The following is a 14,918-nucleotide window of genomic DNA, read 5'->3' as shown; positions in this document are numbered from 1 at the left end:
AACTGCGGTAACTAATCCACCACCATTACGGTTAAAAACCACTTTTTAGCGTAACGCTGGTGAATTATATACTACTCGGCGGTTTCAATCAGCTCTCTGCACGCAGATGACGCGGGCGAACACCCAAAACAATGGCACACAACAGATAAATACTACTACCGCCTAAAATCAAGCCAAAGAGCCATACAACACGCTCAAATAAATGGAACGCTAGCCATTGCTCGGTAGAAGGACTGAACCATAATAATCCACTGACCATGACTGCACCTGCAATGACTAATCGCAGTACAAACAATAATGTCTGGCGACTCACTCGGTAAATATTTTCTTTATGTAAACCTCGGTATAACAACCCTGCATTTAGCAATGCTGATAACACACTCGCAATGGAAAGGCCGACATAACCATAAAATGGTGCAAAGATACCGTTAAAGACCATATTGCTAACCATGGCAATAATACCAATTTTCACTGGCGTTTTGGTATCTTGACGAGCGTAATAACCAGGGGCAAAAATTTTAATCAACATGTAGTTAAGTAAACCAGCTGATACCACCCACAGTGACATTGCGGTTTGATTGACATCATAAAGATCAAATTCACCGCGCATGAACATCACCATCAACATCGGTTTGGCTAAGGTGATCATACCGAGCATCGCAGGAATACCCAAGATCAACACCATTCGCACTCCCCAATCCATCGTATCTGCAAATTGTTGAGGTGATTTATCAACATGTTTACGCGACAAGGCAGGTAAGATCACGGTGGCAATCGCAATACCAAATAAACCTAACGGGAATTCTAATAAACGATCAGAGTAATATAACCAACTGATTGAACCGGTCATTAGAAAACTGGCAATTAACGTATCGAGCAATAAATTGATTTGCGTAACCGAAACACCAAACAGTGCCGGTAGCATTAATTTACGTATTTTCGTCACCCCAGGGTCATTCCAGCCCCATTGTGGTCGAACTAAATACCCTTCTCGATATAAAAATGGCAATTGAAAACAAAACTGCACTAAACCACCGATAAAAACACCAAGTGCTAAACCAATTTCTGGCTTGGCTAGATGAGGCGCAATAAATACCGCACAGCCAATAATGGCGATATTAAGAAACACCGGCGTAAACGATGAAATCGCAAATTTACCCAATGTGTTTAAAATAGCACCTGATAATGCTACAAAAGTCACAAACCACAGATAGGGAAAAGTAATTTTCAGCAATAAACTGGCTAACTCAAATTTTTCAGCTCCGGGAGACGTCCCTTGCATCCAATCCCAAAACCAACCAAAACCAAATAATGCCGTAACGGCACCAGATCCTAATACCCCGAGCAAGGTCACTATGGTAACAATACCACCCAGTGTACCTGCAGCACGTGCAATTAATAATCGGGTTCGATCAACATCGCCAGCTGCATGGTATTCAGTTAATACTGGTACGAAGGCTTGCGAAAAAGCCCCTTCAGCAAAAAGACGGCGTAAAAAGTTAGGAATTTTGTTGGCAAAGAAAAAAACATCGGCCGCAGCCCCTGCTCCCATGAGGTTAGCCACTACCACATCTCGGACCAAACCGAGCACGCGAGACACTAAAGTCATGGCGCTAACTATCATTCCAGAGCGTAAAAGACGCTTACTCACAAAAAAACCTCATAAAAGATGTTCAGAAAGGTGACTTCTGAATCGAAATACTGGTAAAATCTGTCGCCATATTAACCGTGTTAATCCGCAAGTGCCAACTAGATTGGTATGGCGGTTATTTGCACGAATCATTTGACAATGATTAAGATTAAGGGCATAGTCCTCGGCCTTAAATTGTCACCATACCAAGATTTGGGAGTTACACCCTTGGCAAATATCAAATCTGCTAAGAAACGTGCACTAACTTCAGAAAAACGTCGTCAGCATAACGCTAGCCGTCGTTCTATGATGCGCACTTTCTTCAAGAAAGTAATTATCGCTATTGAAGCTGGTAATAAAGAAGCTGCAACACAAGCTTTCGCTGAAATGCAACCTGTTATGGATCGCATGGCTACTAAAGGCCTGATCCATAAGAACAAAGCTGCACGTCACAAAGCTCGTCTAACAGCGAAAATCAAAGCTCTTTAATTTTAATTAATGAGTCTAGATTAAAAAAAACCGACCTTAGGGTCGGTTTTTTTATGTCTATTTATTAACCATTGCCTATAAAACTAGCATTTAGAGACAAAATCTTGTTAATTTTATAGCTGAATTTATTTCACATCTTCGAGCATAAAATGAAAAAAACGCTGTTACGCGGCTTGTTCAACGTTCTGCCGCTAGTATTAAGTATTTGGTTATTCTGGTCACTTTTTGAGTCATTAGATGAAGTAGGCAATTTTTTATTTGGTCTAGTTCACATTACCGAACTCTTCAAAGGTGCGGGTTTTTTACTCATTTTGATCTTATTGTTCGTTGCTGGATTACTTTTTTCTGTCAGCCCTATCGCATGGCTATATGATTTTGTGATTCGCCAATTGATGCGATTTCCATTTTTTAAAACGGTTTATAGCAGTATTAATGATATTGCCTCACTGATGAGCAGTGACAATAAAAATAAGAGCCAGCAAACCGTGCTAGTGCATCAAGCTAATAATACCTACGTAGTAGGGTTCATTATGTCTAACGACACGCCAGAACCGCTTACAAACGCATTACCTGATGGAAATTGGGTACCGGTATTGTTTCCACTTAGCTATCAAATCGCGGGGATTACAACGCTGGTGAAACGTGAGGACTTAACGCTCGTTGATTGGTCGTTTGAAGATGCAATGCGTTATAACTTAACGGCCGGCATTTCAATTTCAGCCAAAGATAAAGAAGAGAAAGAAAAAGAAAAAGAAAAAGAAAAAACCACTACCGACGCTACCACGACAAAAACACCGTTATAGTAGCAACGATTAACGCCTTACTATTATTGTTTCTAATTGAAATGTATAAGGCGTTAATAGATCATCAATACATTAAAATAATGTACTAAAATCAGCGGCACAAATGCGTTTTACTGCTGGGTGCATGATCATTCGCTCAGCAAAAATAACAAAATATTCATCACAAATATCTGTCACTCGCTTTACTTCATAAAGGCGACTATTGCTAGTCAATTCATCGGCATAAATAGACGGCGCGATAAACATCGATTTATGATAACAAGCAAACGCCTTCATTAGCGCAGCATCATCAAACTCACCTAAAATATTTGGCGTAATGCCTTGTTGATCAAACCATTGATGCAATTTGCGTCCCATTGCGGAACGGCGACTGGGTACCAACAACTTATAATCTTCAATACACGCCGGAAAATCTGCATCAGATAAATCGTCGGTACAAAAAAAACTCATCGCTGATTCACCCAATTTTTTACTGTATAAACCTGGGTTTTGGGTCGAACTCACCGGACAATCCGATAAAATCATGTCCAATTTATGTTGAGATAACTGCTCTAACAACATTTCGTGGGTTGATTCAAAGCAACTTAATTGAATGCGTTGATCGTTAGGAATGCCTTCTAGCAACACTTGACTCACTAACCGTTTTGACAACGCATCAGCCACGCCCACTTCAAATAATTGGTTATCTCGTTGAGTGTAATTAATGCGATCGAGCATTTGATAGCTTAAATCAAACATCTTATCAGCATATTTAAACACTAATTGACCAAGCTCTGTTGGTTCAATATTACGTCCAACGCGTTTAGTTAGCTTACCTTTGAGGCGATCTTCTAATGATCGAATCTGACCCGTCACCGTCTGTGGGGTTAGAAATAATGCATCAGCAGCTTTCGTTACTGAACCTTGCTTGCAGACCATCCAAAAATAATAAAGATGGTTATAATTTAAGTGAGACATTGCCGCTATTTTAAATAAAAAAACCCAGCGGCAAAGCTTACGCTGTGCCTCTGGGCTGTTCAATCTTTGACGGCATAAATTACAATAAAATCAAACCAAGGTCGTATTTAAATTGTAATTAACGTTGCTGTCGTTCTAAGTTACGTACTCGTTCGCCGCCACGCTGTTCTAATGCTCGTTGACGAAATGTACTTTCATTATCAACTGTCGTTGTTTTAACGACTGTCGCTTTAGCGTCGTTGATTCCTTGTAAGTACGCTTGGCATAACTCAGAACGATCGCCATTAATACACTGCTGATAATCTGCAGCAACACTGGGTAGTGAAAATAAACACGTGATAATAACTAGCAACGTTTTCATATTACACCTCTGATTTAGGTAGTGTTTTACTCAACATTATGTAACCAACGACAGCGGCAACTGTTGAACCTAATAAGATTCCAAGTCGTGAATAAGTTGCAAAACTCTCGTCTGCACCAACAAATGCCAGTGATGAAATAAAGATCGACATGGTAAAACCGATGCCACACAGTACTGACACTGCAAAAATATGCTTAAAGTTAATTCCATCTGGTAATTTAGCTAATCCTGTTTTCACTGCAATAACACATGCAGTAAATATGCCGACAGGTTTACCAATAAATAATCCAGCTGCAATACCCACAGGTAACATTGACGATAGGCTTGCCAGTGATACCCCTGTTAATGAAATTCCCGCATTTGCAAATGCAAATAATGGCAAGATTAAGAAAGCAACATAAGGGTGTAATGCATGCTCAATTGTTTTAAGCGGTGAATGGGTATCTGTACGGCCATCTTTGCCCGCTAATGGCACTGCAAAACCTAACACAACACCCGCTAATGTGGCGTGAACACCTGATTGCAGCACGCTGAACCATAAAATAGCACCGACAATTAAGTACAGTGGAATACTGGTGATATTTTTGAGGTTCATAATAACCAGTGTCGCTGTTGCAGCAAAGGCCACGGTGAGCGCAATAGTTGATAAATCAGAACTATAGAATAAAGCGATAATAACAATCACGCCTAAGTCATCAATGATGGCTAATGCTAATAAGAACACTTTTAGACTTACCGGAACACGGTTACCCAGTAATGCCATCACACCCAATGCAAAAGCAATATCGGTTGCCGCTGGAATCGCCCAGCCTTTAACTGCCATTGGATCGCCGTAATTAAATGCGGTATAGATTAACGCAGGGGCAATCATACCGCCCACCGCAGCAATAGCAGGAAAAATAGCCTTTTCTTTAGTATTTAGCGCACCTTCAATCAGCTCACGCTTCACTTCTAATCCAATCAAGAAAAAGAAAATCGCCATCAGACCATCATTGATCCAATGTGCTACTGATAATCCTGCAATATAGCTATGTAGCGTATCGGTATATAACGATGCCAATGGTGAGTTAGCAATAACCATTGCAATTAATGCGGCGATAATAAGAATAATACCGCCAGCTGATTCTAATTTAAGAAACTTACGAATAGCATCGGTCATCAACCGTTACTCCTTTAACTATATTGTTCACGCGATCCAAGCAACCCTAACTTATAGGTTAGCTAAATACTTGGTCATCTCAATTAAATTTAGTGTAAACGGCAGTCTTACTAACTGAAAAATCGTTTGTATAGATATAAATACTCGGTAAAACCGAAAGGTTGTGGTTATAGCGCTACTATATCCGTACTGTTAAGTTGTCGTTTTTCATTATCTTTATACTAAAAACAAAATAAATCGCAAAATTTTACTTTTAATAAGTATATTTTTGTAATTTTTAACGCTAAAAACAAAAAATATTGAAAACAATTAAAAACCAATTAGAAACAATCTACTAGGGCATATTAATGCAACCTGACATTGTATAATTTAATCGGTTGCCCTCTCATTTCCCTGACAAACCCCAAACAAATATCCATTTATGACACTCAGTGTAATATTTCTGAAATATAACCAAACTACTATTCACGCAGATTTCAACAAAATGACACCAAAACGACATATTCCTGTCATGGAGAAATGATTATGACTACCCAAGCCACTACTGCTGCATCTAAGTTCAGCTCTATGCGTTGGGTCCGCTGGGCCAACCTAGCGTTCATGCTATATTTGTTACTCGTTGCTGTATCTATGGTCAGCGGCGGCTTTAAATGGTCTGTAGGCGAACAAGCAAAAACATTATTTGAGTTTGCCTCTCACCCTGTTGCAGGCTTAATGATTGGTCTGATTGCTACCGCACTTATTCAATCATCAAGTACAGTAACCTCAATTATCGTTGGTCTTGTGGCGGGTGGTTTACCTGTCGAAACGGCTATTCCAATGGTAATGGGTGCTAACATTGGCACCACATTAACAAATACATTAGTTAGTTTAGGTCACGCTCGTTGTAAAGAAGAATTCCGCCGCGCATTTGCAAGTGCGACGGTACACGATTTCTTTAACTTATTAGCGGTTGCCATTTTCCTACCATTGGAAATGATGTTTGGTATTCTTGATAAGTTATCAGGTTGGTTAGTGTCACCGTTCTTAAAAGCGGGTGACATGAGCATGAACGGCATGGATTTCATGAAGCCGTTAACGCAACCAGCCGTTGATTTAGTAAAAGGCCCACTAGAAGTATTTGGTCATAACGGTGGTTTTGGTCTGATCGTTCTAGGTATTGCGTTAATTTTTGTCTCTATCACGTTAATGGGTCGCCTAATGCGAGGCCTAATGGTAGGTCGTGCACGTGATATTTTAAAGAGCGCAATCGGTCGTGGTCCATTACATGGTATTGCTTCTGGTACTGCGGTAACCGTACTTGTGCAGTCATCATCAACAACAACAAGTTTGATGGTACCTCTTGTTGGTACAGGTGTATTAACAGTACGTGAAGTTTACCCGTTTACCCTTGGTGCAAATATCGGTACGTGTATCACAGCTCTACTAGCAGCAACGGCAGTATCAGGCGAACATTCAGTGTTTGCACTACAGATTGCACTGGTGCACTTATGCTTTAACGTGTTAGCGACAGTATTGATTTACGGCGTACCGTTCTTACGTGAAATTCCACTTAAGTGCGCGTTCTTCCTTAGCGATTTAGCAACGAAGAATAAAGCCGCTGTTGCGGGTTACCTTGGCCTAGTGTTCATTGCAATCCCAGGTTCAATCCTAGCGTTTACTGCTTAATCGTTACGCTAAGTTAAATAGCACAAAATAAAAAGCCCCGCACAAGCAATTGTGCGGGGCTTTTTGTTATCTCTAATTCACCATCAATAAATTATGATCATCGAGCTAGATAATCGTATTGTTATACTGAAAATGGGTATTGAATTGGCGCATGATGCTCATAACCCACCACCTCAAAATCATCTAAGGTTACCCATGTTTCTAAATCTTCTAACGAAGTGATCTTAGGGTTAATAATTAATTGTGGTGATGCAAATGGTGTACGGGTTAGTTGCTCATCGCGCATTAATGGTAATTGATCTTCATAAATATGAGCATTAATGATTTTATGGTAAGCCTGACCTGGTTTTTTACCCGTAATTTGCGCCATTAACGCCAACAAAGTAAATACTTGGACTTGGTTAAAATTAAGCCCTAACGGCACATCGCAAGAACGTTGAGCACTGGTGAGATACAACGTATCCCCTAACAATGAAAACGTATGAGTATGCATACATGGACGCAAACAGCCCATATCAAACTCACCTGGATTATAAAACGTGAGAATTTCACCACGATCATCAATCCCTTTAGTTAAGTCATCTACAATCTTCTTCAATTGATCGATAACCGTTCCATCGGCTTTTTGCCAGCGACGACCTTGAACGCCATAAACACGCCCCATATCATCTTCACCCTTACGGTACGGATTATTAAGCCATGCTTGATTATCGTTAGCATTGGCATTCCACGTATTACAGCCAATAGCACGAAATTGTGCCGCGTTATCATAACCGCGTAAGTAACCTAGCAATTCAGCAATCGCGGCTTTCCAAAAACTTTTACGGGTAGTAATTAGTGGAAACTGATTATTAGCAACATCATAGGTTAAATCAGCATTAATCACTGTCAGGCAACGTTTACCAGTTCGTTCATTTTCAATCCACACACCGTCATCAACGATCCGCTGACACAACGCCAAGTACTGTTTCATTTATCCTACCCGTTAAATTAATGACGCCCAGCAAAAGCTAGGCGTCGAAAAGTCGTTACTCTTAATTCTATCAGAAGATAACAAAATTAAATCTAGCCGATATCAACTCAAGAACATTTTAATACTAATAATAAGCAGCAGTATCGCAAACAGCTTTTTAAGCGTTGCTGTTGGTAAACGCGTCACCAATGCCGCACCATAGCGCGTGGTCATCATTGAAGTGGCGGCAATCCCTACTAATGCAGGTAAATATACATAGCCCAGGCTATATGCCGGTAAATCGGCACTACCGACACCAGCAAAGATAAAACCAATCATGCCCGAAATGGCAATCAAGAACCCAACCAGTGAGGCCGAACCAATAGCTCGTCGCATTTCAATGCCAAAATAGCTTAAATACGGCACAGTTAATGACCCGCCACCAATACCCGCTAAACTAGATAATAAGCCAATTACACCGCCGCCAATCGCTGATGCCAGCGGACTCGGAAGTGGTCGAGAATGGGTAACTCGCAACGATAACATCATTTGTAGAGCAAGCAGCAATACGATCACTGCAAACACTTTTGGCAAATACTGCGCAGGCACTAATTCCGCCACCACACTGCCGCCAAGGCCACCAATAATAATGCCAGGCGCCAACACTTTAACTACTGAAAAATCAACATTTCCCAATCTAAAGTGATTGCGGGCAGAAGCCATTGATGTCATTACGATACTTGCGAGTGAAGTTGCAAGTGCAATATGCATTAACATTGCTGGCTCAATACCTATTTGCGGTAACAACCATACCAATGCTGGTACCACCAGCAAACCACCGCCAATGCCCAATAATCCAGCTAATAAACCGACAACGGAGCCTAAGATTAAACACATCAAAAACAGCCACATCACGCTTTCATGCATCATAATCACCCACACATTTTTTCACACTACACCACCGTTATTTATTACCTGCACGAATAAAACCACCCAGCTGATATTGTTCAATAAATGCTGTCGTTAATTGACGAACATCATCAGCAACATCAACTTGTAGCGCCTGAGTTGCTAATGATGTCATATCTGAACCATTAATATGCCGTAAAATATATTTAATTTTCGCGACATTACGCGCATTCATACTCAACGAACGATATCCCATACCGACTAACAACACCGCTCCAACAGGATCGCCCGCCAACTCACCACAGACACACACAGGTAATTGATACCGTTTAGCACTATCGACAATATGTTTTAAGGCATGTAAAACTGCAGGATGAAGCGCATCATAGACATTCGCTACCCGCGCATTATTACGATCAACAGCCAATAAATATTGGGTTAAATCATTACTCCCCACTGAGATAAAATCGACCCGTCCAACTAAAGCATGCAATTGATATAACATCGACGGCACTTCAATCATGATCCCAATTCGAGGCTTATGCAGCTGTTGTCCTGCCGCTAATGCCGTTTGAGCGACATCGGTATATGCTCGTTCAATTATGGCTTTAGCATCATCGAGTTCATTTATCCCCGAAATCATCGGCAATAAAATATCTAAATTAGTCAGCCCAATACTGGCTCGCAGCATGGCACGTACTTGAATCATAAATATTTCAGGATGATCAAGCGTAAACCGAATGCCACGCCAACCAAGAAACGGGTTATCTTCTTCAATGGATAAATAAGGTAATGGTTTATCGCCACCAATATCTAATGTTCGCATCACCACGGGTTGATCGGGGTAAGTGTGCAAAATTGCACGATACTGGTTAATTTGTTCTTCTTCGGAAGGAAAACTGCGTTGTAGCAAAAACGGCACTTCAGTGCGGTATAAACCCACCCCATCAATGCCTTTGTTTAATGCTAAATGTGAATCAGCACTTAATCCGGCATTAATATGTACCATGATCCGCTGCTGATCTTTGGTTACTGCATGTTGCTGTTGATTGCATTCAACGATCTTTTCAAGCTCATCATCTTCACGCAATAAACGACGATACTCAGCCAACACATGCCGATTAGGATTAACCAGTAAATCGCCACGATAACCATCAACCACCACCAAATTGTTGTGTACAGTTTGAGGTGTAAAATCGACTCCCATGATGGTCGGAATACCTAATGCTCGCGATAAAATGGCGGCATGAGAGTTAGCCGCGCCTTCTTGAGCAACCACTGCTGCTAGTTTTCCAGCAGGTACAGTGGCTAACATTGCCGCCGTTAATTCACGAGTCAACAAGACAATCGGTTCATCCCATTGTTGTTCATTAGGTTTATCATCACATAAAAAATATAATAGCCGTTGTCCTAACTCACGAATATCACGCGCGCGCTCTTTAAGGTAAAGATCTTTCATGTTAGCAAAACGGTTTGAATATGTTTCAACCACTTGCCGTACAGCCCATTCGGCTTGATCCCCTCCAGCTATATGATGTTTAAGATCCTTACGTAACAAAGGATCATTAAGCAGGTGACTAAATAAGTCAAAAATGGCGAGAGTTTCTTTTTGTAAGTCGCTATCAAACCGCTTTCGCAACCGTCGAAATTCTTTACCCGCAGAATCTATCGCAATGGTTAAGCGTTCTTGTTCAGCATGGCAGTCTAAACATGATGCTGGCGCCACATGCTCTAATAATGGCTGTGTGTCATCCCACCATGCTTTGGCAATCGCGACCCCAGTTGATGCAGCTGATCCCGTGAGGTGTAATCGGTGGCCTTTTTCAAACCACATCCCTTGTGCTTTCGCATGCGCTAAAATACCCGCCAACTGAGCTGCTAGCGTAACTAAAAAAGACTCTTCACTTTCGGTAAATTCACGTTGCTCGCGCTGCTGGACAACAATAACGCCGAGAACTTGGCGTTGATGAATAATGGGAGTACCAAAAAAGGATCGAAAAGATTCCTCTCCGATCCCTGGTAAATGTTTAAAGCGGGGATGTACTCGAGCATCTGCAACATTTAATGGCTCAGCTCGTTGACCCACTAATCCTACTAATCCTTGATCAAAGCGTAAGCTAATGCGTCGTCGAGATTTATTCAATCCCTGTGTCGCCATCAGGGTATAAACCTGACGCTGATGATCGGCAATGTACACCGAACAACAATCGGTTTTCATTACCAAAGTAGTATTGGAAACTAATTGATCCAATGCATCAATCAATGTGTGGGTGCTGACAACCTTGTCAACAATTTCTCTTAGCTGTGTCAGCATAACGAGCCTTTAATTGTTCCCTGTGAGCCAATAACCTCGACTTGCTAATTACGTTTTTTAATGCGCTTAAATTTACGTTCTTTCCATTCTTTAAATGGCATTGCAACAGCTGCAAACTCCTTTAATGCTCGACGATATACGTCACGCTTAAAAGAGACAACTTGCCTTACTGGGTACCAATAACTTACCCAGCGCCAACCATCAAACTCAGGTGTTACACCACGCTGCATATTGACCTTGGACTCATCGCATTCCAAACTCAGCAAAAACCACTTTTGCTTTTGACCGATACAAACAGGTTTTGAATCCCACCGCACAAGACGCTTCGGTAATTTATAACGTAACCAGTGTCGGCTTGACGCAATTATCCTGACATCTTTTTTGGTTAATCCTACTTCTTCATACAATTCACGGTACATAGCTTGCTCAGGGGTTTCACCTTCATCAATGCCACCTTGCGGAAATTGCCAAGAATGTTGTCCATATCGTCGAGCCCAAAATACCTGGCCATGGCCATTGCAGATAACGATCCCTACATTAGGGCGGTATCCATCGCCATCAATCACTGGACGACCTCAAGTATAAATATCTATTAATAGTGATTTTTTCATAGTAGACGTGATCGGTAAACAAACATTCATCAATATCGCCGAGTTTTACACAATAAAAACCAGATTCTGGATAACTTTGCACACTGATTACTTTACAGACAGCCAAATGAGACATGTCCCACATTTATTCACTCTTTCTGTGGATAGATTTGTGCAGAAACCTAAAAAAAGCCGATTTTAGTAACAAACGACACCTTAGTCACGCATCACTATAATTGAATTAATTTTTATTTTTATTATTAAAAACATCAATATAAAACCAATTCACCGCTATAATAAAATAAAATAAAGACAACTTTCACATCACCAAAAAACGATCGGTTAAATATCAACCAATAATGACGTTACCCACAATTACCGCCTCCTCACTGTGAACAACACCGCATCATAATGGTTATTTTTACAACTTATTACTGTATAAATACTCAGTTATACTATTATGAAATATTTTCAAAAAAAAAGCTGTGGATATCTTTTTATTTTAAACTTCGTATTAAATAACATCGACCTGTCATCAAAGATAAAAGCCTCAACCCCTGCTACAACGCCTATTCAGCAGCAATGATCAACCACAATCAACATTCACTACCAATGATCAACACCGATCCTCATCCACCAACCCATACGAATATGATAGTATTAATTGCGATAAAAAATTGAATATAACTGACTATCACGACACTTTATGAATATAAAAATCATCCGTTCAACGCCAAAAACAGAAGCTGAATTACTCAATCGAGCCCAACAATTGGCTGGCATGACTCTTGGTGAATTAGCCGCAATCGCGGGCATCATTCCCCCTCCGGATCTTAAACGTGATAAAGGTTGGGTTGGTCAATTATTAGAATGGCACCTCGGTGCAACGGCGGGCAGTAAACCGGTTCCCGATTTTATTGAGCTCGGCATAGAACTAAAAACCATACCGATCAGTTATCAGGGGAAGCCACTTGAGACAACGTTTGTTTGTGTTGCCCCTTTGATTGGAGTGCAAGGCTTACAATGGCACAGCAGTCATATCAGACAAAAACTGGCACGGGTATTGTGGGTCCCCGTCGAAGGAGAGCGGGATATTCCACTTGAAGATCGCCATGTTGGTTCAGCATTACTGTGGAGTCCGAGTGCCGAAGAAGAAGCACAACTACAGCAAGATTGGGAAGAGTTAATGGATATGATCGTGTTAGGGCAAGTAGAAACCATCACCGCCCGTCATGGTGAAGTACTGCAATTACGCCCAAAAGCCGCCAACAGTAAAGTCCTCACCGAAGCTTATGGCGCAAATGGTCAACCGATTAAAACCTTACCGCGTGGCTTCTACTTAAAAAAACAATTTACCGCGCAATTGCTGCAACGGCATTTTATTTAGTCATATTGATTCCAATAGATTAATCAGGCGTGACTTTGACGAAAACACCGCGGTGGTGGAATTAATTGATGCTTATTTAATAAACGATACATCGTCGCACGTGAGACACCAAGTTCACGTGCCGCTGCTGATATCTGCCCTTTATTATTTTCTAATACGGTTAATAATGCATTTCGCTCAGATTCTTCACGCACTTTTTTTAAACTTAATTTATCGTCAATTACGCGAGGAATATCTAACTGATCCGCTTCAATGCATTTATTTTCCGCAAGCAATACTGCCCGCTTTATTTGGCAAATAAGCTCCTGCACATTACCCGGCCATGGATATTGTAATAACATCGCTTGCGCCTGTTCAGATAAGTATTTAGCGACGCTGTTATATTGACGTGCATATTTTAATAATAAAAACTCAGCCAAGAAAATAATATCATCACTGCGCTCACGTAGCGGCGGCACAGTAATAGAAACGACATTTAAGCGGAAATATAACTCACGTCGTAACGTCGCTAATGTCACCAGATTATCAAGCGAGTGATGTGTTACTGAGATAACCCGCATATCAACGGCAATCGCATTACCATCAGGGTCGTAGTAACTCCCTTCAGTTAACACTTGATACAGAGATTGCTGGCAAGCGTCTGTTAATATGGTAAACTCTTCAAGCACTAACACCCCATTATTGGCCGCTTCAAAAACAGATTGGGGACCATGTTCTGTCTCTATTATCCAATCAGCGGTCATGGTTTCACAGTTAACCCGTATTACCTGCTGTTTTGCACGCGCTGAAGCTTTAAAAATAGCATCAGCAACTAATATTTTTCCGGTTCCAATTTCACCACTAATCACAGCAGAGACATCACTTAATGCAATCCGCTTTACTTGATCGCGCAATTTTTTCATCACTGCCGTAGAGCCTTGTAGCCCTTGCTGGCCAAAATTACCTAATTGTGGCCATACCTTACGCTCTAAATTAAGCATACCAATCTGATGGCCAATCGTTTGTAATAATCGCTCTGGCGGAACGGGGACTGAAAAATAATCAAGACAGAAATTAACGATAAATTGGCCTATCGCTTCATTGGCAAGTTGCTCATCACGCACTATCGCAATCCAGCGTACTTGTTTATTACGATTTACCATTGCAGAAAAGCTATGAATACTAAAATCATCATGGCTAAGGTCAACAACACCAATGCAAGGGCCGATTTCTAACAGTAATGTTTCTGCTGTTCGTAAATCATAACAACGATGACATAACCAACCAGCACTTTCCATTGCTGGTAACCACTGCTGATTATTACCGCCAAAAATAACTAAGGTATTAGGAATAACAGCCTTAGCTTTTTTTACCATCCCGATAGTCATTCTTCCCTCCATTAATAACGCAATTATCTCTTTAGTGGTATTTAACAACTGCTTTATTAATAATATACGAACAAGTGCAACTTGTTTAGTATAATGTGGTTTTGGTAATATAATCTGTTGATGTAACTCGAATTTTTATAAAACAAATCGCTATTTGTCGCTTTTTTGACTCTTTTTTCGAGACAAAAAAAAACCACCGCATTAGGCGTAATGCATGTGAATTAAGATAATTTACGCTTCCTTGAAGGCCTAGTCGCATAGCGACTAGGCCTTTTCTTTACTGCCCTTGGATAACTTCTTTCCTGCCTTTCTGGTAGTACAAAGCTTTCTGC

The 14,918-nt window shown here is 40.8% G+C and carries 13 protein-coding genes; 4 read left to right on the top strand and 9 right to left on the bottom strand.

Annotated elements, in window-relative coordinates; translation table 11 throughout:
- Positions 1-88: 88 nt before the first annotated feature.
- A complete protein-coding gene (gene murJ / locus C9I86_RS13855; protein ID WP_199190798.1) occupies positions 89-1,651 on the bottom strand; it encodes a murein biosynthesis integral membrane protein MurJ in 1,563 nt (520 codons plus the stop codon).
- Positions 1,652-1,858: 207 nt separating this feature from the next.
- Here murJ and rpsT point away from each other — a divergent pair, with 207 nt between their 5' ends.
- Positions 1,859-2,119 carry a 30S ribosomal protein S20 gene (gene rpsT / locus C9I86_RS13850; protein WP_036796485.1) on the top strand — a complete coding sequence of 87 codons (261 nt, stop codon included), beginning with the start codon at positions 1,859-1,861 and terminating at the stop codon, positions 2,117-2,119.
- 149 nt (positions 2,120-2,268) lie between these two features.
- A complete protein-coding gene (locus C9I86_RS13845; protein ID WP_107276686.1) occupies positions 2,269-2,922 on the top strand; it encodes a DUF502 domain-containing protein in 654 nt (217 codons plus the stop codon).
- Between the two features lie 72 nt (positions 2,923-2,994).
- Here C9I86_RS13845 and nhaR read toward each other — a convergent pair whose 3' ends face one another.
- The 3 genes from nhaR to nhaA form a co-directional block, all read right to left on the bottom strand.
- Entirely contained in the window at positions 2,995-3,879 is an 885-nt protein-coding gene (gene nhaR / locus C9I86_RS13840; protein WP_080158530.1) for a transcriptional activator NhaR, read from the bottom strand.
- A 118-nt stretch (positions 3,880-3,997) separates the two neighbouring features.
- The gene (locus C9I86_RS13835) at positions 3,998-4,240 is read right to left on the bottom strand and encodes a hypothetical protein (RefSeq protein ID WP_080158473.1); all 243 of its coding nucleotides are present in this window, start codon (positions 4,238-4,240) and stop codon (positions 3,998-4,000) included.
- 1 nt (position 4,241) lies between these two features.
- Positions 4,242-5,399, bottom strand: a complete 1,158-nt coding sequence (gene nhaA / locus C9I86_RS13830; protein ID WP_080158474.1) for a Na+/H+ antiporter NhaA — start codon at positions 5,397-5,399, stop codon at positions 4,242-4,244.
- A 525-nt stretch (positions 5,400-5,924) separates the two neighbouring features.
- On the opposite strand from nhaA, the gene C9I86_RS13825 reads away from it, so the two are divergent.
- Positions 5,925-7,067, top strand: coding sequence for a Na/Pi symporter (locus C9I86_RS13825; RefSeq protein ID WP_080158475.1), 1,143 nt, complete (start codon positions 5,925-5,927; stop codon positions 7,065-7,067).
- Between the two features lie 121 nt (positions 7,068-7,188).
- On the opposite strand, the gene C9I86_RS13820 is transcribed toward C9I86_RS13825, so the two are convergent.
- The 4 genes from C9I86_RS13820 to rppH all read right to left on the bottom strand — a co-directional run bounded on the left by C9I86_RS13820 (position 7,189) and on the right by rppH (position 11,808).
- Positions 7,189-8,040, bottom strand: coding sequence for a thymidylate synthase (locus C9I86_RS13820; protein ID WP_107276685.1), 852 nt, complete (start codon positions 8,038-8,040; stop codon positions 7,189-7,191).
- A gap of 102 nt (positions 8,041-8,142) precedes the next feature.
- A complete protein-coding gene (locus C9I86_RS13815; protein WP_080158477.1) occupies positions 8,143-8,946 on the bottom strand; it encodes a sulfite exporter TauE/SafE family protein in 804 nt (267 codons plus the stop codon).
- Between the two features lie 37 nt (positions 8,947-8,983).
- Positions 8,984-11,242, bottom strand: a complete 2,259-nt coding sequence (gene ptsP, locus C9I86_RS13810; protein ID WP_107276684.1) for a phosphoenolpyruvate--protein phosphotransferase — start codon at positions 11,240-11,242, stop codon at positions 8,984-8,986.
- A 44-nt stretch (positions 11,243-11,286) separates the two neighbouring features.
- Positions 11,287-11,808, bottom strand: coding sequence for an RNA pyrophosphohydrolase (gene rppH / locus C9I86_RS13805; protein WP_080158479.1), 522 nt, complete (start codon positions 11,806-11,808; stop codon positions 11,287-11,289).
- 730 nt (positions 11,809-12,538) lie between these two features.
- On the opposite strand from rppH, the gene mutH reads away from it, so the two are divergent.
- The gene (mutH, locus tag C9I86_RS13800) at positions 12,539-13,219 is read left to right on the top strand and encodes a DNA mismatch repair endonuclease MutH (RefSeq protein WP_199190797.1); all 681 of its coding nucleotides are present in this window, start codon (positions 12,539-12,541) and stop codon (positions 13,217-13,219) included.
- 23 nt (positions 13,220-13,242) lie between these two features.
- Here mutH and C9I86_RS13795 read toward each other — a convergent pair whose 3' ends face one another.
- On the bottom strand, positions 13,243-14,586 hold the full coding sequence (locus tag C9I86_RS13795; RefSeq protein WP_206748826.1) for a sigma-54 dependent transcriptional regulator: 1,344 nt from the start codon (positions 14,584-14,586) through the stop codon (positions 13,243-13,245).
- Between the last annotated feature and the right edge of the window lie 332 nt (positions 14,587-14,918).

The sequence above is a fragment of the Photobacterium sp. NCIMB 13483 genome (assembly GCF_003025475.1).
In the GTDB taxonomy this organism is placed as follows: Bacteria; Pseudomonadota; Gammaproteobacteria; order Enterobacterales; family Vibrionaceae; genus Photobacterium; species Photobacterium piscicola.
Note: the sequence above shows the minus strand (reverse complement) of the source record. Positions and strands in the feature narration are given on the sequence as shown.